The sequence below is a fragment of the Endozoicomonas sp. NE40 genome (genome assembly GCF_040549045.1).
GTDB lineage: Bacteria > Pseudomonadota > Gammaproteobacteria > Pseudomonadales > Endozoicomonadaceae > Endozoicomonas_A > Endozoicomonas_A lisbonensis.
Genome location: NZ_JBEWTB010000002.1, coordinates 1,215,401 through 1,237,678 on the forward strand (window position 1 = coordinate 1,215,401; position 22,278 = coordinate 1,237,678).

Consider the following 22,278-nt stretch of genomic DNA (forward strand, 5'->3'; position numbering starts at 1 on the left):
TTAAGCGTTTGCTACCGTCAGGCCAACCTCCTGACCATACGACAGTTCAAGGTTATGTCCGTCCGGATCTTTGATAAAAGCCCAGTAGCCAGCAGGGTAACCCGAGTCTACCGGCTCCCGTACCAGGATATTGGCTTTACGAGCGCGGTCGCACAGTTTGTCCAGCGCCTCCCGTGACTCACACCCGACGCCAAGATGCGCGAAAGACCCCGGGGCCGGTGCAGACTGGTTCGATTCAATCAACACAATAACAAAGGGTCTGGTTTGATCCGACAACCACACCACATGGGTAGACTCGGGTTCAATGCCACGTTCATGAACCACTTTCATATTGGCGTATTCACCATAGAACCGGACACTGGCGTCAATGTTCTTAGACGTCAGTGCAATATGGGTCAGCCCGACATCTCTGTTCATCCGATGTACCTCCTCTGTCAAGCGGGACGTTATTGTTATTATTTAACCATACTGGGTATTTGTTCTTTCGGCTATAACTGCTGGTCATGTTGGTCATGTTGGTCATGTTGGTCATCAGCTATTTGAGCCAGGAGAACAAATAATGAAAACACTACCCTACCTGAGAGAGATTTCACTGAAGAACGAGAAAATTGAGCATTGGAACAATTACCCTTTCACCATTCCCGCAATCCGGAGTATTGATCACCTGCCGTTTTCACCGGAAGTGACTTTCTTTATTGGTGAAAACGGCAGCGGAAAGTCTACTCTGCTGGAAGCTATTGCCGTCGCCATGGGTTTCAACCCTGAGGGTGGCACAAAAAACTTCAACTTTGGCACCCGTGAGTCTCACTCAGCCCTGCACCAGTTTTTAAGGCTTGTTAAATCGATCAGGAAACCAGCAGACGGTTTTTTTCTCAGAGCAGAAAGCTTTTTTAATGTCGCAACAAACATTGAACAGTTAGACAATGAAGGCGGAGGTCCGCCGATTATAGATGCCTATGGCGGTACCTCGCTCCACGAGCAATCTCATGGAGAGTCATTTCTATCGCTGATACTCAACCGGTTCTGGGGTAAGGGTCTGTATATTCTTGATGAACCGGAGGCGGCTCTTTCACCAGCCAGACAGCTAACGGTTCTGTCCCGGATGAATCAACTGATACAGAAAGAGTCACAGTTTATTATTGCTACCCACTCTCCCCTGTTAATGGCTTACCCCGGGGCATTGATTTATCATTTTACTGACTCAGGCATTGAGTCGGTTAACTATGAGGAAACCGAGCATTACCAGATAACCCGGTCGTTTCTTGCCAATCCTGACAGGATGTTGCGGGAACTGTTTGAAGACAACCAGTACAATACAATACCGTAGTCGTACATATAACAATCCCGAAACAAATCACGAACCTGTTCAGGTTTACGCCTGCCAGTTAATGTCATCACCCACTGTTTCATCAACTATTGTGCCAGATACCCACAAATCTATAGTTAATCATCGAATCCACTGATCAATATCAGTAAAACATTCAATTTAACTGATAAGGTCACTCACCATACAATGCTGTTTATGATTTGCTAATGCTCCGCCAGCTAAGGTTTCCATGCTCTTACAATCAACTTTGACTTCCCTACGGAAACTGCCGCTGACCTGTTTTGAGGCTGACAGTCGCAAAGTTCTGCCCGGCAGCATTTTTGTCTGCAGCCAGGGCTTGAACCACGATAGCCATCATTTTGTTGATGAAGCCGTTGCCCGTGGGGCCATCGGTCTGATTGCAACCCGTCCGGTGGATACCCGTTTGCCCTGTTTTGTCATGCCCGGTCACGCCATGAGCATTAGCCTGATCAGCCATTATTATCAGAACCCTCAACGACAGTTGTTCAATATTGGTGTCACCGGCACGAACGGAAAAACGACAGTCGCCTACAGTTTGCACAAGATTCTGAACCAGACCAGCCCTTCAGCCTATACCGGTACGCTGGGTTGTGAGTTCGATGGCCACCAGGGTGAACTGATTAACACAACGCCCGATGCCATCACCCTGCTGAACCTGATGAAACGCATGGTCGACAAGGGTGTTACCCATCATGTGATGGAAGTCAGCAGCCACGCACTGGATCAGGATCGGGTCAGCTGCATGGATTACGACATCACTATCTTTACCAATCTGGGTGAAGACCATATTGACTATCACGGCAGTCGAGACGACTACCTGCAAGCCAAACTTCGCCTTGCTGACCGGCTGAAACCGGACGGTTTTGCCATTATCAACCTGGATGACCCCATGGCAATGGCAATCATGGATCGCTGCCAGCAGAAGTCACGCATTCTGACCTATTCCACACAGAACCCTGAAGCCAGCCTGTACGCGGACCCTGTCAGTGCCTCCTGTCAGGGAGCAGAGTTTCAGCTTCATTATCAGGGAAGTGCTTACAAAGTCAGCACTCCTCTGCCTTTCCAGTTCAATGTAGAAAACAGCCTGGCCATTCTTGCCCCCCTGCTGGCGACCGGGCAGGAACCGGAACAGGCCATCAATTATTTGAAATACCTGTCACCGGTTCCGGGTCGCTGTGAAGTAATTTCACTGGGCAATGGCGCAACAGCCATTGTTGACTACGCCCACAACCATGATGCCCTGAGCGGTCTGATTCGCCATGTACGACAACATACCAATGGTCATGTCCTGACCGTCATTGGCGTGACCGGTGATCGACTGATGGATGCAGAAGTGATAGGCCGATGCTGCAGCCAGCTGTCTGATCACAGTTTTTTTACCACTGACAACCCCATGGGACTTGAGCCTGACACGATTCTTGCCAGTATGTGCAGGCAGGCCATCTCCAACAAAATCACCATTGAAGCCAACCGGGAAAGAGCTATTGCCCTTGCCCTGAGTCGGTTTTCCCAACAAAAACACAGTAACGATGTTCTGCTGGTGTGTGGAAAGGGACCTGAAACCTGGCAGTACACCAGCATCGACAAGCTGCAATCTGAACCTTATGCGGGCGACAAAGCGGTTATTGAAACCTATGCCCGTGCTGGAGGGCTGCTGCTATAACAGCGGCCTGATATAACGATATGATGAAAAAAAACGTACTGACTTTACTCTCTGGATTTTTACTCACCGCCACAGCGGCCACCGCCCAGACGGTCATTGTACCGGATGCGCCACAGGTGAATGCCAAAGGCTATGTGCTGATGGATTACCATTCCGGCAAAGTGATCGCGTCCTCCAATGAAAATGAGCATCTGGCACCCGCCAGCCTGACCAAAATCATGACCAGCTATGTGATCGGGCAGGAGCTGAACAATGGTCGTCTGGCCCTGGATGACAAAGTGACGGTCAGCCGTAACGCCTGGGCAAGAAACTTCCCCGGCTCGTCACTGATGTTTATAGAAGTTGGAGAGAAAATTGCCATCTCTGACCTGTATCGTGGTCTGGTCATCCAGTCCGGTAATGATGCATCGGTAGCGCTGGCGGAACATGTTGCGGGCAGTGAATCCGCCTTTGTTCAGCTGATGAACAACTGGGCGCAACAGCTGGGCATGACCAACACCCTGTTCACCAACCCTCATGGTCTGGACAGTGACGGCAAACACACCACACCTCTGGATATGGCCAAACTGTCACAGGCTTTGATCCGGGATGTTCCAGATCAATACGCACTCTACAGCGAACGATCTTTTGAGTGGGCTGGCATTACCCAGTACAACCGCAACAAACTGTTGTGGGATAACAGCCTGAACGTCGATGGCATTAAAACCGGGTATACCGGAGAGGCTGGTTTCAGCCTTGTGACGTCCGCTACTGAAGACGACATGCGCCTTATTACTGTCGTGATGGGTACACCCAGCGAACAGGCCCGTATGGATGAGAGCCGCAGACTGCTGCAGTATGGCTTCCGGTTCTTTGACACCAGTAAACAGCTGACTGAAGGGGAAACACTGCAAAGTGCCAGAGTCTGGCAGGGCGAGCTGGATTATGTATCAGCCGGAGTCGATAAGGATGTGTATATCACACTCCCGGCCGTACAGATGAATCGTATGACCATGTCTTACGACATTGACAGCCCCCTCACAGCACCCATTGCCAAAGGAGAACAGATTGGTACTGTGACCTGGCAGGCAGGTGATGAGATCGTTGAACAGCGTCCGTTAATTGCCCTGGAAGCCGTTGAACGGGGTGGGCTGGTGAAAAGACTGATGGACTCCGTTCGTCAGTTTTTTGATTCATTGAAAGCCCGAATTCTTGGATAAACACTGACTGAGTTTTAAATGGGAAAAACTATAAGGCGCTGGATGCCTGAAGGTCTGAGGTACATGCTGGTGTCATCACTGGCATTTGCCCTGATGTCGAGCAGTGTAAAACTGGTCAACACCTACAATATTCCGGTTCTCCAGATTGTTGCCGCGCGGGCTTTTATTTCGCTGTTGCTGAGCTATGCGGATATAAAAAGAAAGGGCATTTCACCATGGGGCAATAACAAACTGCTTCTCACCCTGAGGGGAGTTGCAGGTGTTTTTGCCCTGATGTGTATTTTCTACGCACTGACCATACTGCCGCTGGCTGAAGCTAACATTCTTCAGAACCTGACGCCTATTTTCACCGCAGTGTTAGCGATTGCAGTGCTTGGAGAGAAGATTCATCGCTCAACGGTTATCTGTATTGTCCTGTCGTTCCTGGGGCTGATCATCACGGTAAAACCGGGGCTTCTGGTGAGCAGCGCCAATGACCTGCCAGCGATTGGCGTCATTGCTGCACTGGCAGGGGCAGCAGGCAGTGCCATTGCCTATGTTGTTGTGAAAAAGCTGAGTGTCAGCGAAGACAGTTCTGTCATTATCTTTTATTTTCCCATGGTCGCTTTACCGGTCTCCCTGGCGCTGCTTGGGAAAGATATTGTACTGCCAGGCATGGAAGCCCTGATACTCCTGATTATGATCGGGTTGCTGACCCAGGTGTTGCAGATTTGCCTGACCCGGGCCATGCAGGTAGAAGCTGCCAACAAAGTGACTGCCTACTCTTATATTCAGATTATTTTTTCAATGTTGCTGGGCGGATTATTTTTTAATGAAATACCATCCGTATGGACATGGCTGGGCGGAAGCCTGATTGTTGCAGGCGCCCTGATTAACGTGATTGGTCACTCTCGACCTGTAAAAGAGCGACCTGTAAAAGAGCCAGAAAAAAATTCCGGAAACTCTCAGAAGCCAGGTAATACTGTTTCTCTTGAGTCTCGTTCTGCCTGACTCTTAAGTAAGCCACAAAAAAAACTCCGGACACAGTGATTAAGATTCTTACAGGCCACTGTGCCGGAGGGGATTGTGCATCCATTCACAGCTTCAAAGATCAAAGAAAGGCTGCAACAGTCGTGGAATCAATCCGGTGAATCTCAGCGGAGCATCCGTTGCTATCAGACAGATGCAGTCTTCGTGAGTGTCCACTATTGGCTGATGACTGACGTCACCGTCAAGGTCAGCCACATCACCGGCACAAAATCGCCCAAATTCATCGCTGTATGAACCCTGTAACACCAGAGTCAGTTCTGAACCGCTATGACTGTGTTTGGGCATGCAGGTGCCGGGGGATATTTTCAGCAGCCGTAACTTACCTGCATAGGCAGGAATAACGAACTGTTTCATACCCGGTGCCAGCGTTCGCCAGTGCAGTCTGTGAAGATCTTCCCCCAACATGGGTTGCAACGGTGCCGGAATGCTACCCGTATCGGTTCTGAAAACAGGCTGGGAAGGTTCAGGATCAATACCGTCAAGCATGGCCAATATCTGACTCCGGCTACCTTCCGACATAGGAACAGGCTCCAACTGCTCCAGCAGAGAACGTCCAACGTCCTCAGCCTCAGAAACCAGTTTACGACAGTGTTCGCAACTGGGCAGGTGGCAGGCAATGACCATCGCGCTGGGTTCCGGCAAACTGCCCGCCGCATAACTCATCAGGGAGCTGGGATCAGGATGATGTGCTGAGGTCATGATTCCCCTCCAGTTGGCTGGTCTGCCTGGCCAATCTGTTTACGCAATTTGACGAAGGCCAGGCGCAGGCCTGATTTCACACTACCTAATGGAATATCCATATCGTCTGCAATTTCCCGATGCGATTTTCCTTCAAAGTACACTTTGTAAACCAATTGTGACTGCTGGTGAGACAGACTGTTGATCGCCTGAATAAGCTTCTCGGAATCTGCAGAGGCATGACTGGGCTCAAACCCCATTTCCGGATAAACATCCATCTGAACCGTAAAGCCCGGCTTCTCTTTACGCATCCGGTCTATCCACAAGTTGCGTGCGATCCTGAAAATCCAGGTGGATGCCGTGGCTTTATCCGGGTTGTAGCTGGCACAGTGTCGCCAAACCGACAGCATGGTTTCCTGAACCAACTCTTCCGCTATCTCCCCATGAGCCCCTTTGCGGATCAGGTGGTTTTTCAAACGGGGAGCAAAGTAGTCATAGAGATGCACAAACAGCTGCCTGTCCCGGTATTTAGCCAGGTCGACCAGGTTCTGTCTCAGTGCTTCCGGAGTTGTGCTGTCTGATTCCATATTGTTTTTGTACGCAATAGCAGTGAACATCGTGCTGTCAGCCACACTATTGTAATCTCTTATTGTACGAGGCCAAGCAACTTTCGGATTATTAAATCTGTACTATAAATTGAATGTGGGCAAGTTGATGTATTGTTGGATTCCCATGTTCAAAACCATCCTGAATATGAACAAAAAAGTTTCTACGCGCCTGTATTATACTGGCCTGCTGTTGATTGCTGCAGGTGCCTGCAGTCTGTGGATAGAGAAAAGGTTTTATCAGTATGTTGATCATGATGGCTGGCTACATGAAAGTCTGTTTCTGCCACTGGGCGTATTCAGTCTTCTGCTGGGCTTTGCTGCCCTCTTCTTATTTACAACGCTTAAAATAATGGCAATGATTAAAGTCCGTCGTTGATCCAGTTATGCAAGAGGCTCGTAGAAACGCTAACAAACTGCACATCACTTACTTCTGGATGGAACCCAATGAAAGGTCATGGACTGAATATCGCTGTTATCGGCTCAGGCATCAGTGGTTTATCTGCTGCCTGGCTGCTGAGCAAACAACACAATGTTACTTTATTTGAGAAAGACGATCGCTTTGGTGGTCACAGCCACACTGTTGCCGTCGACGACGATCAACAGAGTGTACCGGTAGATACTGGCTTTATTGTTTTTAACGAAGCCACCTACCCTAACCTGACCGCCTTTTTTGAACATCTGGACGTCGATGTCATCAACACCGACATGTCCTTTGCTGTGTCCATGACCCGCCCGGGAAACAAAAACAACATCGAATACTCCGGCTCTGATCTTAATGGGTTGTTTGCCCGGAGAATCAATGCCTTAAATCCCGGTTTCTGGCGTATGCTGGTCGATATCCTGAGGTTTTACCGGGCAAGCAGAGAATGGCGGGCAACACTGCCGGCTTCAACCACCCTGCGTGAACTGCTGTCACGGCATACCTACGGTAAGAAGTTCGTTAAAGAGCACCTGATTCCTATGGGAGCAGCAATCTGGTCTACCCCTGCCGACAAGATACTGGACTACCCTGCCTTGGCATTTCTACGCTTTTGCGAAAATCACGGTCTGCTACAAGTCACCAATCGCCCCCAGTGGAAAACCGTAAAGGGCGGCAGTCGTGAGTATGTCAGAAAAGTCATCAGCCAGCTTGGCAGAAACACTCTTCAGAACTGCTGTATTTCCAAAGTAAAACGCTATCCGGACAAAGTGATTATCAGCAACCGTCAGGGAACAGAGTGGCAGTTTGACCATGTGGTGATGGCATGCCATGCAGACACAAACCTTCAGCTGCTCAGCGAACCTGATGAGCTGGAACAACTGTTACTGGGTGCCTTTACCTTTCAGCGCAATACCGCCGTATTGCACAGCGATGCGCGCTTTATGCCGCAAAATAAAAGGGCCTGGGCCTGCTGGAACTACCTGGGAACAGAAACCGGCTGTCACCAGGGGCCGTCTGTGACTTACTGGATGAACCGGCTGCAACACCTTGATGGCAAAGACCTGTTTGTCACCCTTAATCCGGGGTTTGATATTGACCGCTCATTGATTCACGGCAGCTATCTTTACGACCATCCGGTTTTTACCAGAGCCGCCATCGAAGCCCAGCAGCGCCTCTGGGAACTGCAAGGGCGTCAGCGCACATGGTTCTGTGGCGCATGGTTTGGCTATGGCTTCCACGAAGACGGGTTACAGTCTGGCCTTGCGGTTGCAGAAGCCCTGGGCGGTCTGAAGCGCCCGTGGTCGGTGGCCGGGGAAAACCATCGTCTGGTATTGCCGGAATCTTTCGGAACCGATGGCTTAACTGTCCACAAAACAGAGAGTGTTGTATGAAATCAGCCGTTTACTGGGGAAGCCTGATGCACAACCGGATTCGCCCCAAAAAACACCGTTTTCGCTATCGCATGGCGTCCTGGCTGGTCAACCTGGATGAGTTGCCACAGCTGGATCGATGTTTATGGTTGTTTTCCTTTAATGCCTTCAATCTCATCGCCTTTTATTCCAGAGATTATGGCGATGGCTCCGGCCGGTGCCTGAAACAGCAGGTCAACGAACTGCTCTCTGAAAACAACATAGCGGCCGCGGACCAGGTCGAGCTGATGTGTTCTCCCAGAATACTGGGTTATGTGTTCAATCCCCTGTCGGTTTATTTCTGTTATCGCAGCGGGCAGCCGGTTGCGCTGGTCTACGAAGTGTCGAATACCTTTGGTGAACGACACTCTTATGTTATTCCTGTCTCTGTGACCCCTTTAGCAGACGGTGGTCAGGAGGTTATCTACCAGACCGCCCGCAAACGATTGCATGTTTCGCCTTTCTTCCCAATGGACTGCCACTACCGCTTTCGTGTCCGGCGACCAGACCAGACGCTTTCACTGACGATTGAGCTGCTGGACAGCCAGGGCAAACTCTTTGCTGCTGTCTTTCAGGGAAAGAAAAAAGCCCTGACGAATCAACGGATTCTTCTGCAACTCTGTCTGCTGCCCTGGCAAACCCTGAAAGTAACAGCCGCTATTCACTGGGAAGCCCTGAAGCTGTGGGCCAAAGGGATCAGCATCGTCAAACATCAGCCCGCAGAACGACCTTATAGCTGGAGTGCTGGTGAATCCATGACAAGGAAAGGAGGCCGGTGATGAATACAGCGGAAAAAATGCCCTCAGGCACAAATGGAACCACACCATCGCTATTGAGCCTGCCTCTCTGGTGGCTGAAGCGCAAACTGGAAAGCGCTGATATCAGTAAAATCATTCTCACCCTGAACTCCGGAAAAGAACTTCACATCGGCTCCGTAAAGAGTGGTGTTGCGGTTGCCAGACTGACGCTACACCGCCCACTGGCCGTTATGAGGGCTTCGCAGGCAGGTATTACGGGTCTTGCTGAATCGTATATATCCGGCGGCTGGAGTACGCCGGACCTTGTCGCCGTCACAGACTGGGCTATGACCAATGAGAAGGCACTGGACTCATTATTTGAGCCAAACTGGCTAAGCGGGAAAATTCAGAGGCTGCTTCATTTATTAAACAACAACAGTCGTAAAGGAAGCCGGAAAAATATTGCTGCACACTACGACCTTGGCAATGATTTCTACCAGCCATGGCTGGACAACACCATGACTTATTCCAGTGCTTTATTTCACCATGAGAATGAGTCCCTGGAACAAGGGCAGCGCAATAAATACCAACTGATACTAGACTGGCTGGAGGTAAAACCTGAACAGACAGTTCTGGAGATAGGCTGTGGCTGGGGCGGTTTTTCAAACGCTCTGGCTGACCGAACCGGCAGTGCTTATCATGGGATCACGCTGTCTACAGAACAGTTAGCTTATGCCCGGGCAATGTGTAAGGACGCTGGTCACCAGTTCAGCCTGACTGACTACCGGGATCTGTCTGGACAGTTTGATCGTCTGGTGTCCATCGAAATGATAGAAGCTGTGGGTGAAAATCACTGGCCTGCCTATTTCAGGAAAGTATACGACAGTCTCAAGTCCGGAGGTGTTGCCGTACTTCAGGTTATTACTATTGATGACAAGCGGTTTGAAGTCTACCGGAAAGGGGCTGACTTTATTCAGCGCTATATTTTTCCCGGTGGGATGCTGCCCAGCCATCAGATTATGCAAAGCCAGACAGCAGCAGCCGGGCTTGAGTTAGAAGACTCGATGGCTTTTGGTCAGGATTATGCCCGAACCCTGAATCTCTGGATGAAGCGGTTTAATGCCTGCTGGCCAGAGTTGAATCTTCAAGGTTTTGATCACCGCTTCCACAAACTCTGGAACTTCTATCTGGCGTATTGCGAAACCGGTTTTAAGTGCGAAAGCATCAATGTCCGCTTTTATAAAATCAGAAAACCCATGATCAGTGAATATCAATGTGATGGAGCAAGACTATGAGGAAATCGGTTTGTCAGCTGCTGGGACTGGTTTCAATGGCCTGGCTGGCAGGGTGCAGCACCATAAAGCCGGATGATTACGCAGGCACAACCCCCACGCTCAGGATTGAAGATTACTTTCAGGGGCATACGCTGGCCTGGGGTATGTTCCAGGATCGTTTTGGCAAAGTCCGCAACCGTTTCAAAGTTGATATGAACGGTAATGTAAAAGACGGTGTACTGATTCTTGATGAAAGTTTTTCCTATGAAAATGGATCAACGTCAAACCGGCGCTGGAACATCAGGATTCTTGGCGACGGGCGATACGAAGGCACAGCTGATGATGTTATCGGCGTAGCTAAGGGCAAAGCAGCGGGACATGCCTTTAACTGGAAATACCAGATAGATTTGCCCATCGGTGACAAAAAGTGGCGAGTGTCGTTTGACGACTGGCTGTACCTGCAGGAAGATGGTGTGCTGATCAATGTAGCAACGGTTTCCAAATGGGGTATAACCCTTGGCAGGCTGGTGTTTGTCTTTGGCAAAGAAGAGCCCTTGCAAAAGGCGTTCAAACCATGAACACCGCAAGCATGCAGCAATAACGATGAAAGCAACAAGATGAAAACAATAAAAAGCAACGTTGTCTGGATTACCGGAGCCAGCATGGGCATTGGCAAAGCCCTTGCCCTTGAGCTGGCAAACCGGGGACACACGGTAATCGCCAGCGCCCGCAGCCGGGACAAGCTATCGGTGCTGGTTGAGGAATCCCGCCCCCTGTCGGGTGCGATTCATGCTTACCCTCTGGATGTGACCTGCCAGCAGGCAGTTAATGATGTGGTCATTGCCATTCAGAATGATTTCCCGACCATCGACCAGGCAGTGTTAAACGCTGGCACATTTTTACCAATGCCGGGTAGCCGGTTTCGTGCTGATGTCATTAAACAGCAGTTTGACCTGAATGTGTTTGGAGTCAGCTACTGTCTGGAGGCACTGATCCCCATCATGAAACAGCAGAAGCACGGGGTCCTTGCCATCAATGCGTCACTGGCTGGTTATCGTGGGCTGCCAAAATCAGCGGCTTACGGTGCCACCAAAGCGGCATTGATCAATATGGCCGAATGCCTGAAGCTGGACCTTGACCCGTATGGTATTGATGTCAAAGTCATTAATCCCGGCTTTGTGAAAACCCCCCTGACCGACAAAAATGATTTCACTATGCCGTTCCTGATGGAGAGTGAGCAAGCTGCCAGAATCATCAGCAACGGGCTGGCCAGCAATAAATTTGAAATACGTTTTCCTGCCGTCTTTGCAGGAATAATGGGCTTTCTGAGACGGCTGCCGTACCGGTGTTACTTTGCACTGGTGAAAAGAGTCAGAATCTGAGACCTGAACCGTATATTTCATCACGGCGGCAAGGTCCGGGCCGGGGCAGGTAATGCACGTGTACCATGACCAGATTTTCCAGAAGAGACCGTTTTGCGGGGAACTTTTTCATAAAATAATCGTCTTAATCCTGAGCACTCACAAATTTCAGATGAGATGAAGTGAGCCCGGCTATTCAGAAGTCATTAAAAAGAATTTGTTGAAATGATTTCAGGCGTTTCCCCATCTTCAATAGCCCCTTCAAAGGCAGCTGATCCCAATGAAGAGTCCAAAGCAGGCTGCTCGAAAGCACAGGCGTCTGCTTATGTGGGGTAGTCTTCTGTTTCGGATAGCCCGGCAGAAAAAAAGAAACCGGTGGTTGATCGATCGGTAAAAAGGGATCCGGACAAATGGCCTCAATATGGTGGTGGTTCAGAGGTCTGGAATGAGAAGTTCAATGAGGCAGTCTCTCAGGCTATAAAAAAGTTCCGGGAGGGTGAGTTGGGCAGTGAAGATTTAATCATGCACTTTGAAGAAAAAAGAGGTGAAATAGCTCGCAACAGGGACACCAGGCGTGATGATGCCTTTGGACGCCGCCGTCCTCTGCTGGAGGCTCCTCCAGTTTGTACATCTCTACGTAATTCGGAGAATAACCCCTATGCTTATGCATTGGGTAGAGCGCTTTCTATACAATGCCAGAAAAGCTACAAAAATATTTTGGGAGCTCACGGGCGGCGGTATTTAGATTACATAGTACCTGAAACTAAATTCTGTCAGGAGCAACGCCCATATTTTCGATTCGGGATAGTTAAGGGGTTTATAGGTGATATAGAAGTGCCTCTGACTCAGACCATAATACTTAGCCTTAAGAAGCAATATCCTAACCCTTCCGATCGCAGAGGAGGCGCCGAATTTGGTTGGTCTCGGACAAATTATATTGGAGAAAATGAAGAATCAGCTATCTGGGTACATACTGATCCGGAAAAAATAGACATTGTTATGCCTCATATACAGAACCTTGTTGAGAGGGCTGTCCAGGGGGATCTGACAGTGATCCCGAAAATTCACTGGTGGTATGTTCACCTTGCACCAACGACTCGAGGCCCGGGCGGTACTGCTGAAATCTTGATAAACACACTGTGTCAATTGAATGAAATTGAACTGCCGGGCTAGGCAGAGGGAATTGCTCCTTCCGTAGAAGTTTTGCTTCAGCCCGACGAAGAAACGTTTTGCAGAGACTATCACACCTTGTTTGAAACGCGACAGGAAGAGCTCAGGAAAATATTCAGCCCGTAAGGATTCACAGACATCTTCACGGTAAAGTATTAACGAATGCGTAAAAGTGTTTCTTAAACCATTAAAACATCGTAACCTGCCCTGGATCATTTGTTATTACCGGAAGCTGCCTGGAATGCTCTCTTATCTCACCGTTCAGACCCTTTACTTTGCCATCTACGGCCTGCTGATCTTTTTCGCCGGGCAATTGCTGAAAGGCGTGGATGTTAAAAGCTATGGCTATGCCGTTCTGGTTGCCCTGGTGCTGACGCTGGTTAACCTGCTGATCCGGCCGGTGCTTATTATCCTGACCTTCCCAATTACTGTGTTAACGCTGGGACTCTTTGCCCTGATCCTGAACTCATTGCTTATTTACATTGTCAGCTTGTTGATGGATGGTTTCTATATCCGGCATTTCGGCTGGGCAATTATTCTCAGCATAACCCTGAATATTTTCAAGTTTATTGCCTTGCTGTTTGTTCCTGCCCTGATGCTCTACTGAAACAGCCCTGAGCCTTCAGAAATTCAGGGCACTGTTGTAAACATAACCCCGGACATATATTGCAATATCCGGTTCACCCGGCAACTGTAACCAAATTCATTGTCGTACCAGACATACAGGACACAACGCTCACCCTCTACGATAGTCGCTTTGCCATCCACTATTCCGGTATTGCGGTTACCCACAAAATCACTCGAGACTACTTCAGGGGAGGAAACATAATCGATCTGCCTCTGGAGGTCGGAATACAGGGATGATTTACGCAGGTATTCATTGATCTCGTCACGGGACGTATTCCGGTTGAGGTTCAGATTAAGGATCGCCATTGAAACATTCGGGGTCAGTACCCGGATGGCATTACCGGTCAGCTTGCCTTTCAACTCCGGCAACGCCCTGGCAACGGCACTAGCAGCGCCGGCTTCGGTCAATACCCTATTTAACGGGGCACTGCGCCCGCGTCGTTCGCCTTTATGATAAATAATGGGTGATCAGAGTCAGAGCCAGATAAATCAAAGCAATTAGAAAAAAACTCTTATTTAAAAACAAACCGTCATAATGTCGTATTCAGATATAGAATGATCTGAGAAAAATGAATTCATTTAATAGTTAGCAACTATTCAATTTAGTATTGACTGATTGTAAAACAGAATGGGTATCCCCCTTTATTAAAAAAACGGGTATTACAGAACGAGGAGGTTGTGGTGATGTCCCTTATCGGATGTAAACAAATAACAGTCCAGCTTACTTTCTTTCTACTCTTTCTGGTTGCGGTTGACAGAACTTTTGCCCAGAACATCTCGACGACACCCATTAGCACAGTTACGGTGTTATCGACCCTGTCCAGTCTGGTATTGGCTGCTAAGCACAATCTCGCCTTATGCGATACGAAAGTGAATTCAAAATACCGAAGCGCCTGCCGGAACATAGTGAACAAACTACCGCCCTCTACCATAAGATACAACAATGTAACGGTTTATACAGAAGGCTGGTTCAGCACAGCTATCTCGGCCAAAACTGCGAACAGCATTCATATAATATATGGCGATCTGACCCTGGCAGGATCCATATTGGTTTTTGCCGACAATGTAGTCATTGCCGGCTCTGGTAATCCGCAACTCACACTTTCCAGTACAATATGGCAAGGTCTTCATACTATTATTTATTCGACAGGCAAGAACCTGTTCGTTGATGGATTACAAATTGATCCAAGAGGTCTTATTCTTCATCATCTGAGCCATGTGCTTAATCATTTTATACATATAAAAGGAGGCAGCGCTTCAATCAGTAACGTCAGCATAAAGGGTGCCGAAGCCGCTGCCAAATCTATTATTCTGGCTGAAGGCAAGTCGGATACTGACAGTCCTGCTTCACTGACTCTTACTGATGTTGAAATCAGGGATGATGATGGAGAAAATCACAGCTATGCCTTAGAAACTTCAGGGATTAACTCAATTACTCTGGAGAGAGTTAAAACTCACAATTTCACTTCGAACTGTGCATTATTTTCATTTGAAAATGCCCATTCAATAAAAATGGCTACCATACAGTCTCGCATTAATAACCAGAAGGCACCCAATTCATCGGGAATTTTAGCGATTTACACCCAGCCTTCTTCTGACGTAAAAATTGACTTTGAAGATGTCAGCTTCTCTTACAAAGTTACAACACACCAGTCGCCCGTTATTATTGCCGCAAAAGACACCATCAGTGGTCAACTGTCGCTGGCAGGCAAAAATTCATTTGATCAATTTGCGGTTCGTTATCCAACAGGGCTGACTGTGTCTGTTAAGCCTCAGGAAAAACCAACAGGGATTGTCAGTACAGAAAGCACAACAGCCAACACCAGCACAATCAATACCGTTACCACCACTCCCTACGCTCCTGAGTACTGGTGGTCAGATTTACCTGATTGCGCCAGTACTCCCTATCAGGAATACCAAAACTCAACCGCCAGCACTGACTGGAACAGCACACCAGGCAGTACCAGAACCGAATGGCCAGTTACTGCCACGCCTTATCTGTCAACAACTTCCAGCGTAGCCACAATCAGTTCAGCAATCAGTTCAACAATCACACCAGCAACCACAACTGCTATCGACTCAACAGCGTCTTCTATACAACCAGGTGCCATGACAACAACAGTAAAACCAGGCAGCTCAACGCTAAAAACAGAATCCATATCGGCACCGACTCCCGGCACAACAAAACCGTCTTCCGTCGTACACTCATCCCCTCATCAGACAACCGGAAAACCGGCTCCTTCATCACGGTTAACGCCTGACCAGCGTACATCATCTGCCATATCGCCTGTCATTAAAAACAGATCAACACCTTCTCTATCAACTCGCCCAGACGTCAACAAAGACCTGACGACTCTCTCACCAAATGTGACTGAAGGCTCGCACTCAGAAGCGCCCAATTCGGATACAAAGGGTACAGGTGGTTCAACATCGCAGTTTGAATGGAAGTACATGAGTTTCCTTAGCTCATTAATCATTCCCGCAGGCTATGCTTTGGCATTTACAGGATGTCTCAAGCTTAAAAACAAAAAAGCCTGTAAAGCGCTGAATATTCTTCTTGCAAATTGTCCTGAATGTTTAAAGTGGCAACGGTACATGTTTATCATGTATGCCGATCTTCTATCCAATATGGAAATGGGGGAAGTTGGGAAAGCAAGTGAAACTTTATGCCAGAATCCTGAAGAGCCTTTATTTTCAAATTAGAAAACCTCCTTTTTTGTTTTTCCGGGACACTCACTTGAACCAAAGTTCAGCGGATGTTCCAGATAACTCTGTCAGTGGTTCAACGGCTGCATTGGGCAAAGGTTATTGAGGTTATTAAGAAAATCCATCACCACCTGGTTAAAGGTTTCCGCCATAACCACTGGATAATAATGCTCACCTTTACTGAATACATGACGGTGACTATGTTGCAGGGAGTGAGCGACTTCATCACCCATAGTCGTGGGGATCAGCAGATCATCCTGCGCTGACAGAACCAGAGCAGGACAGCGTATACTGGCAACATTTTCAAGATTGTCCGCTTCCACGATAATGTCCATTCGTTCCAGATAGAGTTTTACGTGGGAAGGGTCAGGACTTTCTGAACGGTTGAGTAGCTGCGGATGAGACTGAATCCACCAGCAAGGATAAAGGTACATGGGGTTATAGCGCAGAAATGCCTGCCCGCCAGATGTTTTCAAAAAGCTTTGCCGCGCCTGAAAATACCGGGAAAACAACGCTAACTACCCTGCTACGGTGCAAACACGGTCTCTGCTTCAATCTGGTTGATATTGTCAGGACGGGCAAAAGGAGAAGGAGGCTCTTCTCCCGCATGTCGGGGACGACCAATTCTGCGAAAAAAATCTGCCAGGCCACCAGGCAGAAATACCCAGAAAAACTTCAGTTCGCCCTCTCCGGTATTGGTAAATCGATGATTTTTGTGAGGAGCCAGATAGAAAGATGCCCCTGAAAACATGGGATATTCCCTGCCATCAATTTCAGCCACGCCTTCACCTTCAAACACAAGGATCAGTTCCTGCTGACCACTATGCCGATGCTCCCTAACATGTCCGCCGGGAGCCACCACCTGAATACCCTGTTCTACACCAGTGGCCTGCTGATACTGACGGGACGACACCCTGATCTCGACATAACCATTTGCAGGCATTGGTTGCCAGTACCCTTCACTGGCAGGAAGGTTTTGCATATCGTCTTGTTCAGCAGATGACATAAATCGGTTTGCCCCAGCTCAATGACTTCTGGGTAAAACAGTATAGATTCTCAGTCTGGTCATGGCGGGTTATTGAAACATTCAATTTATGCCGGAAATCCATAATTGAGCAAACGATCAGGCTGACCGCGTCTATTATTAGCAGACTGCAGAGAACTCCATGCAAACCTCTCAATAACCCAACATGCCAGCAATAATACCGGAGGCAGTATGCACACTTCCTGTGTTATGAAACTCAGGTTCAGAACACTGATCCACACTGCGACAACCGTCTTTCTCCTGTATTTCCTGAGTGCCTGCTCAGAGAGTGAAGAAGAGGTGGTTGATGTAGTTCGACCGGTGAAACTGTTTACAGTAAAAGACAGTGGCAGAGAAAATATCAGAGAGTTCCCTGCCACAGTAGAAGCCACCGAGGAGGCGGAAGTTTCGTTTCGGGTTGCAGGAGAACTGGTTGAATTCCCTGCACACCCGGCTGATGAAGTCCGGAAAGGGCAGCTGTTAGCCAGGCTGGATGACCGGGATTTTAAAAACACGGTTGCAGTGCGTCAGGCCGATTACGATCTGGCAGCAGCAGACTATCGTCGCATAGCTTCCCTTCGGGAGAAGAAAGTGGTCTCTGTCGCTGACTATGATCAGGCCAATGCCAGACTGAAGTCCAGCAAGATATCCCTGCAACTGGCAAAGGACCAGCTGAGGGACACTGTTCTTAATGCACCCTTTTCCGGACGCATTGCCCAGACCATGGTTGAGAACTACCAGTCCGTGCAGGCGCAGCAACCCATACTGATTTTGCAGAGCAGCAATACCCTGGATGTCAGTATTCAGGTACCTGAAACCATTATCACTAAAATCCGGGAAGAGGAAGTAAACCGCGATTACTCCCCAACCGTGCGTTTTGCCGGCAACCCCAATAAAGAATATTCCCTGACCTACAAGGAACACGACACCCGGGTTACACCGGGAACCCAGTCTTATACCGTTGTCTTTACCATGCAGACGCCAGAAGAGCTGACCATTTACCCGGGCATGGGTGGCACCGTCACCATTGACTTATCGAAAGTCACTTCCCGATCCAAAGCACTGGCTGAATATATCATTCCGCTGACAGCCGTATTGAAAGACGACAGCACAGGTAAAAACTCTGCCTGGGTTTACAACCCTGAAACCGGGATTGTAAACCCGGTCGAAGTGACACTTGGCCCGGTTACCGACCAGGGCATTACCATTTTAAGCGGACTGGAAGCGGGGGAAGAAATCGTCAGTGCCGGGCTCAGTCGCCTGCACCCGGGCATGGAGGTGAAACCGCTGGAACGTGAACGGGGGCTGTAACCGTGAATATCGCTGAATATTCTATCCGCAACCCGGTCATCAGCTGGACATTTGTCGTATTACTGGTACTGGGCGGAGCTGTCTCATTTTTGCAACTCGGGCAACTGGAATTTCCTGAATTCCCAATCCCCCAGGCCATGGTCCTGACCGCTTACCCCGGTGCCTCGCCGGAACAGGTCGAAGAAGAAGTAACACTGCCTCTTGAGCGTGCCATTCAACAGCTTGAATACGTGAAAACCATCGACTCTGTATCCAGTGCCGGACTGTCCCAGATATCGGTTGAACTGCTGGAGACCTTCAAAGCCAGTGACCAGCCGCAGATCTGGGACGAATTGCGGCGAAAGATCGGTGACGCCCAGAGAACTCTTTCTCCCGGTGTCTTGCCGTCGCTGGTTAATGACGACTTCAGTGACGTATTTGGTGTTCTCTTCAATATCAGCAGTACGGACTACAGTTACCGGGAGCTGGAAAATTATGCCGATTACATACGCAGGGATTTGTCACTGATTGAGGGTGTAAAAAAAATCAGTCTGGCCGGTACAGTGACCGATCAGATCATTATCGAAATGTCAGAAAGCAAACTGGCGGCTCTGGGCATTAATCCCGCCCGTATCCTAAGCCTGATCCAGAACCAGAACGTTGTATCTAACGCGGGTCGTGTACTGGTTGAAGGACTGTCCATCCGCATTCATCCCACTGGCGAGTTTCAGGATCTGCATGAACTTGAACAGTTGCTGATCAGTAACCCCGGCAGTTCCGAGCTGATCTACCTGGGTGATATCGCCACCATCAGCAGGAAACCGGATGAAACACCCACCAACCTTTATCGCAGCAATGGCAACAAAGCTATTTCCATGGGCATCTCGTTTTCCAAAGGCGTGAACGTCGTTGATGTTGGCAAGGCCGTTAACAAACGGCTGGCAGAGCTGGAGTACAGTCGCCCCGTTGGCATCGACCTGGATATTGTTTATGACCAGCCTGCTGTCGTAGAAAAGTCCGTTGCAGCCTTTCTGATCAACCTGGTTGAAGCTGTGGCCATTGTCATCGTCGTTCTGCTCTTTACCATGGGTCTTCGCTCCGGCCTGCTGATGGGGGCGATTCTGCTGTTGACGATACTGGGTACGTTTATCGGCATGAATATCCTTAATGTCGAATTACAGCTGATCTCCCTGGGTGCCCTGATCATTGCCCTGGGTATGCTGGTCGATAACGCCATTGTGGTCACTGAAGGTGTACTGGTTGGCCTGCAGAAAGGCCAGTCCCGGATCGAAGCGGTTAAAACCGTCGTCAGCCAGAATCAATGGCCTCTGCTGGGTGCCACTATCATTGCGATTATTGCCTTTGCTCCCATCGGGTTGTCATCCAATTCAACCGGCGATTTTCTGATATCCCTGTTCCAGGTACTGCTGATCGCCCTGCTGATCAGCTGGGTTCTGGCGATTACTATCACTCCGCTGTTCTGTTACCTGATGTTCAGTGAACCCTCTGAAGGTATGGTCGGGGATGCATCTGACCCCTATAAAGGTGCATTGTTTACGGTCTACCGCAGTCTGCTGAACATCGCCTTACGACACCGGCTGACCTCACTGGCTCTGACCATTGCAGCCCTTGTCGCCGCCATCATTGGCTTCGGTAGTATCAAACAATCGTTTTTTCCGCCGTCCAACACGCCCATCTTTTTTGTGGATGTCTGGCTGCAGGAAGGCACTGATATCAGGGAAACCGAAAAGACCATGCAGGCCATTGAGCAGGAGGTTATGAACTACCAGCAGGTGGTCAATCTGACAACGGTTATGGGCATGGGCGCACAACGGTTCATCCTGACCTACGCTCCGGAAAAAGTGTACAGCAGTTATGGGCAGCTGATTATCGAAGTAGCTGACCTGAACACCATCAGAAAACTGATCCCGGAAATGCAACAGAGTCTGGAAAGCGGGTTTCCGGATATTGATTTTAAATTCAAGCTACTCGAAAACGGTCCGGCACCGGCTGCCCGGATAGAAGCCCGGTTTTACGGTTCTGACCCGGAGGTTCTGCGCAGGCTGGCTGCTCAGGCCATCGAAGTGGCTGAGGCGGAACCCAGTGCTTACGCCATCCAAAACAACTGGCGGGAGCAAGTGAACATTATCCGTCCACAATTTGATGAAGCCGCCGCTCGCCGTAGTGGGCTTTCCAAGCAATCCATTGACCAGACCATGCTGGTGAATTTTTCCGGCAAACAGATTGGCGTTTACCGGGATGGCAGTCACCTGTTGCCTATTGTGGCAAGGTCGCCGGAGGCTGAGCGCCTGAATGCAAACCATATCAGCGACCTGCAGGTCTGGAGCGATGAGCGCAACACGTTTGTTCCTGTCAGTCAGGCGGTGACGGCCTTTGCTACCGAAACTGAAAACCCGCTTATTATGCGCAGAAACCTGAAGCGGGTATTAACCGTACTGGCAGATATTCCTCCCTTCAGTGAAGAGACGGCTGATTCTGTACGTCAGAAAATTCTGGAGGGTATTGAAGCCATTCCGTTACCAGCCGGTTATTCTCTGGAATGGGGTGGCGAGTACGAGTCCTCAAGAGATGCCCAGGAAGGCATCTTCTCGTCACTGCCTGTTGGCTATCTGATTATGTTTCTTATTACCGTTTTCCTGTTCAGTACCATACGACAGCCCATTGCTATCTGGGCAACCGTACCGCTGAGCATTATTGGTATTGCCGCCGGGCTGCTGTTGCTGAGAATGCCCTTTTCTTTTACTGCCTTACTGGGAATGCTCAGCCTTTCCGGAATGATTGTGAAAAACGGCATTGTTCTGGTAGAACAGATTAATATCGAGGCCGCTAAAGGCTCTGTTACTCTGCAAACCGCCATTCTGGATGCCTGCATCAGCCGGGTAAGACCCGTCTGCATGGCGGCACTGACCACCATGCTGGGTATGATTCCACTGGTATTTGATGCCTTCTTCAGCTCTATGGCAGTGACCATCATTTTTGGTCTGGGCTTTGCCACCGTACTGACACTGGTCGTTTTACCCGTTATTTATGCGCTGCTTTACCGTGCCCGGTTTGATCAGGCATAGAGCTTAATAGCGGAACCTTCACTATGGTTGAAGTAAAAATTCTGGAGGGGCTTGTAAAGCTATATACCCTTAAATCACATATTGGCCATGTCCAAAATCTACTCATTTATTCTCATGGCGATTATTACGGGAAGAATAGTTGGAAAGGTATTTCCCTGCGTATGAAGGACAAATACTGTTTCAATGTCCCTTTGTGGACAACTCTTTACTTTTATGGGCCTCACAAATTGTCACTGCAGAATAACTTCGAGAAACTTATCAAGGGTCACTATAAACCTTTCGAGCTAAAAATGCCCGGCGATGAAGTTGTCGATTACAATCTGGCATGCGACCAACCCGGAAGGCTCAACCCGCTACGGGGGACTGAGGATGTAATCAAATCAATTTTGGTTGATACCCGATTAAGGGAAGCCTCATATTTTGTGAAAAACCCATTGCTGGGTTTTGACATTGTTACTGTGGAACCAGCAGGCTTAGCTGGGACAAACTTAAAGAATGTACTTGATATCCTGTATCGATCAGGACGTGTCTACATCAGGATTCACTGTAATTTTTGCCGCAACAAATCAGGAACCATAGGGAAACGCCACAGACCCGATCATGTATGAGTCTAAGGCTGTAGAGTTTTTATTGACCACCCGTATAGCT

At 49.0% G+C, this 22,278-nt stretch carries 21 protein-coding genes and 1 pseudogene; 16 read left to right on the plus strand and 6 right to left on the minus strand.

Translation table 11 applies throughout. The features are described 5' to 3' along the window. Entirely contained in the window at nucleotides 1–417 is a 417-nt protein-coding gene (locus tag V5J35_RS06355) for a VOC family protein (protein ID WP_354010443.1), read from the minus strand. A 142-nt stretch (nucleotides 418–559) separates the two neighbouring features. Between V5J35_RS06355 and V5J35_RS06360 the strand changes: the two genes are divergently transcribed. From V5J35_RS06360 to V5J35_RS06375, 4 genes are all read left to right on the plus strand, one after another. After that, nucleotides 560–1,327: an AAA family ATPase gene (locus tag V5J35_RS06360; protein WP_354010444.1), complete on the plus strand. Its 768-nt coding sequence runs from the start codon at nucleotides 560–562 to the stop codon at nucleotides 1,325–1,327. Nucleotides 1,328–1,556: 229 nt separating this feature from the next. Next, nucleotides 1,557–3,011 carry a Mur ligase family protein gene (locus V5J35_RS06365; protein WP_354010445.1) on the plus strand — a complete coding sequence of 485 codons (1,455 nt, stop codon included), beginning with the start codon at nucleotides 1,557–1,559 and terminating at the stop codon, nucleotides 3,009–3,011. Nucleotides 3,012–3,031: 20 nt separating this feature from the next. Then, nucleotides 3,032–4,210, plus strand: coding sequence for a D-alanyl-D-alanine carboxypeptidase family protein (locus V5J35_RS06370; RefSeq protein WP_354010446.1), 1,179 nt, complete (start codon nucleotides 3,032–3,034; stop codon nucleotides 4,208–4,210). An 18-nt stretch (nucleotides 4,211–4,228) separates the two neighbouring features. Beyond that, entirely contained in the window at nucleotides 4,229–5,200 is a 972-nt protein-coding gene (locus V5J35_RS06375; RefSeq protein ID WP_354010447.1) for a DMT family transporter, read from the plus strand. A gap of 93 nt (nucleotides 5,201–5,293) precedes the next feature. On the opposite strand, the gene V5J35_RS06380 is transcribed toward V5J35_RS06375, so the two are convergent. Together V5J35_RS06380 and V5J35_RS06385 are read right to left on the minus strand one after the other, a co-directional pair. Beyond that, complete coding sequence (locus V5J35_RS06380) at nucleotides 5,294–5,938, minus strand: ChrR family anti-sigma-E factor (protein WP_354010448.1); 645 nt, start codon at nucleotides 5,936–5,938, stop codon at nucleotides 5,294–5,296. Next, nucleotides 5,935–6,549, minus strand: a complete 615-nt coding sequence (locus V5J35_RS06385; RefSeq protein WP_354010449.1) for a sigma-70 family RNA polymerase sigma factor — start codon at nucleotides 6,547–6,549, stop codon at nucleotides 5,935–5,937. The genes V5J35_RS06380 and V5J35_RS06385 overlap by 4 nt, the downstream gene beginning before the upstream one ends. A 100-nt stretch (nucleotides 6,550–6,649) precedes the next feature. On the opposite strand from V5J35_RS06385, the gene V5J35_RS06390 reads away from it, so the two are divergent. The 8 genes from V5J35_RS06390 to V5J35_RS06425 all read left to right on the plus strand — a co-directional run bounded on the left by V5J35_RS06390 (nucleotide 6,650) and on the right by V5J35_RS06425 (nucleotide 13,504). After that, nucleotides 6,650–6,901, plus strand: coding sequence for a DUF3955 domain-containing protein (locus V5J35_RS06390; protein ID WP_354010450.1), 252 nt, complete (start codon nucleotides 6,650–6,652; stop codon nucleotides 6,899–6,901). Nucleotides 6,902–6,969: 68 nt separating this feature from the next. Then, the gene (locus V5J35_RS06395) at nucleotides 6,970–8,337 is read left to right on the plus strand and encodes an NAD(P)/FAD-dependent oxidoreductase (protein WP_354010451.1); all 1,368 of its coding nucleotides are present in this window, start codon (nucleotides 6,970–6,972) and stop codon (nucleotides 8,335–8,337) included. Further along, nucleotides 8,334–9,134: a DUF1365 domain-containing protein gene (locus V5J35_RS06400; protein ID WP_354010452.1), complete on the plus strand. Its 801-nt coding sequence runs from the start codon at nucleotides 8,334–8,336 to the stop codon at nucleotides 9,132–9,134. Before V5J35_RS06395 ends, V5J35_RS06400 begins: the two co-directional genes overlap by 4 nt. After that, nucleotides 9,134–10,387 (plus strand): cyclopropane-fatty-acyl-phospholipid synthase family protein, encoded by a 1,254-nt coding sequence (locus V5J35_RS06405; protein WP_354010453.1) that lies wholly within the window; start codon nucleotides 9,134–9,136, stop codon nucleotides 10,385–10,387. The genes V5J35_RS06400 and V5J35_RS06405 overlap by 1 nt, the downstream gene beginning before the upstream one ends. Then, nucleotides 10,384–10,944 (plus strand): DUF3833 domain-containing protein, encoded by a 561-nt coding sequence (locus V5J35_RS06410; RefSeq protein ID WP_354010454.1) that lies wholly within the window; start codon nucleotides 10,384–10,386, stop codon nucleotides 10,942–10,944. Before V5J35_RS06405 ends, V5J35_RS06410 begins: the two co-directional genes overlap by 4 nt. Nucleotides 10,945–10,983: 39 nt before the next feature. Further along, nucleotides 10,984–11,748, plus strand: coding sequence for an SDR family NAD(P)-dependent oxidoreductase (locus tag V5J35_RS06415; RefSeq protein ID WP_354010455.1), 765 nt, complete (start codon nucleotides 10,984–10,986; stop codon nucleotides 11,746–11,748). A 354-nt stretch (nucleotides 11,749–12,102) separates the two neighbouring features. Next, a complete protein-coding gene (locus V5J35_RS06420) occupies nucleotides 12,103–12,900 on the plus strand; it encodes a hypothetical protein (protein WP_354010456.1) in 798 nt (265 codons plus the stop codon). 238 nt (nucleotides 12,901–13,138) lie between these two features. Then, nucleotides 13,139–13,504 (plus strand): phage holin family protein, encoded by a 366-nt coding sequence (locus tag V5J35_RS06425; RefSeq protein ID WP_354010457.1) that lies wholly within the window; start codon nucleotides 13,139–13,141, stop codon nucleotides 13,502–13,504. A 23-nt stretch (nucleotides 13,505–13,527) separates the two neighbouring features. Here V5J35_RS06425 and V5J35_RS06430 read toward each other — a convergent pair. Continuing rightward, nucleotides 13,528–13,980 (minus strand): annotated as a pseudogene (locus V5J35_RS06430) (glyceraldehyde-3-phosphate dehydrogenase); the annotation flags it as partial. Nucleotides 13,981–14,205: 225 nt separating this feature from the next. Here V5J35_RS06430 and V5J35_RS06435 point away from each other — a divergent pair. After that, nucleotides 14,206–16,227, plus strand: a complete 2,022-nt coding sequence (locus V5J35_RS06435) for a hypothetical protein (RefSeq protein ID WP_354010458.1) — start codon at nucleotides 14,206–14,208, stop codon at nucleotides 16,225–16,227. Between the two features lie 71 nt (nucleotides 16,228–16,298). On the opposite strand, the gene V5J35_RS06440 is transcribed toward V5J35_RS06435, so the two are convergent. Both V5J35_RS06440 and V5J35_RS06445 read right to left on the minus strand, forming a co-directional pair. Continuing rightward, a complete protein-coding gene (locus V5J35_RS06440) occupies nucleotides 16,299–16,706 on the minus strand; it encodes an alpha/beta fold hydrolase (RefSeq protein ID WP_354010459.1) in 408 nt (135 codons plus the stop codon). 50 nt (nucleotides 16,707–16,756) lie between these two features. Then, entirely contained in the window at nucleotides 16,757–17,236 is a 480-nt protein-coding gene (locus tag V5J35_RS06445; protein WP_354010460.1) for a cupin domain-containing protein, read from the minus strand. Between the two features lie 210 nt (nucleotides 17,237–17,446). Here V5J35_RS06445 and V5J35_RS06450 point away from each other — a divergent pair, with 210 nt between their 5' ends. From V5J35_RS06450 to V5J35_RS06460, 3 genes are read left to right on the plus strand one after another with little or no spacing between them, the layout of a single operon-like run. Next, a complete protein-coding gene (locus tag V5J35_RS06450; protein WP_354010461.1) occupies nucleotides 17,447–18,565 on the plus strand; it encodes an efflux RND transporter periplasmic adaptor subunit in 1,119 nt (372 codons plus the stop codon). 2 nt (nucleotides 18,566–18,567) lie between these two features. Then, entirely contained in the window at nucleotides 18,568–21,630 is a 3,063-nt protein-coding gene (locus V5J35_RS06455) for an efflux RND transporter permease subunit (protein ID WP_354010462.1), read from the plus strand. Between the two features lie 23 nt (nucleotides 21,631–21,653). Continuing rightward, on the plus strand, nucleotides 21,654–22,238 hold the full coding sequence (locus V5J35_RS06460; RefSeq protein ID WP_354010463.1) for a putative adhesin: 585 nt from the start codon (nucleotides 21,654–21,656) through the stop codon (nucleotides 22,236–22,238). The last annotated feature ends 40 nt before the right edge of the window (nucleotides 22,239–22,278 follow it).

Coding starts and splice junctions, on each gene's coding strand:
- V5J35_RS06445 (WP_354010460.1), bottom strand. CDS start 17,236: ATGTCATCTGCTGAACAAGACGATATGCAAAACCTTCCTGCCAGTGAA.
- V5J35_RS06395 (WP_354010451.1), top strand. CDS start 6,970: ATGAAAGGTCATGGACTGAATATCGCTGTTATCGGCTCAGGCATCAGT.
- V5J35_RS06375 (WP_354010447.1), top strand. CDS start 4,229: ATGGGAAAAACTATAAGGCGCTGGATGCCTGAAGGTCTGAGGTACATG.
- V5J35_RS06450 (WP_354010461.1), top strand. CDS start 17,447: ATGCACACTTCCTGTGTTATGAAACTCAGGTTCAGAACACTGATCCAC.
- V5J35_RS06380 (WP_354010448.1), bottom strand. CDS start 5,938: ATGACCTCAGCACATCATCCTGATCCCAGCTCCCTGATGAGTTATGCG.
- V5J35_RS06400 (WP_354010452.1), top strand. CDS start 8,334: ATGAAATCAGCCGTTTACTGGGGAAGCCTGATGCACAACCGGATTCGC.
- V5J35_RS06365 (WP_354010445.1), top strand. CDS start 1,557: ATGCTCTTACAATCAACTTTGACTTCCCTACGGAAACTGCCGCTGACC.
- V5J35_RS06460 (WP_354010463.1), top strand. CDS start 21,654: ATGGTTGAAGTAAAAATTCTGGAGGGGCTTGTAAAGCTATATACCCTT.
- V5J35_RS06390 (WP_354010450.1), top strand. CDS start 6,650: ATGTTCAAAACCATCCTGAATATGAACAAAAAAGTTTCTACGCGCCTG.
- V5J35_RS06370 (WP_354010446.1), top strand. CDS start 3,032: ATGATGAAAAAAAACGTACTGACTTTACTCTCTGGATTTTTACTCACC.
- V5J35_RS06425 (WP_354010457.1), top strand. CDS start 13,139: ATGCTCTCTTATCTCACCGTTCAGACCCTTTACTTTGCCATCTACGGC.
- V5J35_RS06405 (WP_354010453.1), top strand. CDS start 9,134: ATGAATACAGCGGAAAAAATGCCCTCAGGCACAAATGGAACCACACCA.
- V5J35_RS06360 (WP_354010444.1), top strand. CDS start 560: ATGAAAACACTACCCTACCTGAGAGAGATTTCACTGAAGAACGAGAAA.
- V5J35_RS06410 (WP_354010454.1), top strand. CDS start 10,384: ATGAGGAAATCGGTTTGTCAGCTGCTGGGACTGGTTTCAATGGCCTGG.
- V5J35_RS06415 (WP_354010455.1), top strand. CDS start 10,984: ATGAAAACAATAAAAAGCAACGTTGTCTGGATTACCGGAGCCAGCATG.
- V5J35_RS06355 (WP_354010443.1), bottom strand. CDS start 417: ATGAACAGAGATGTCGGGCTGACCCATATTGCACTGACGTCTAAGAAC.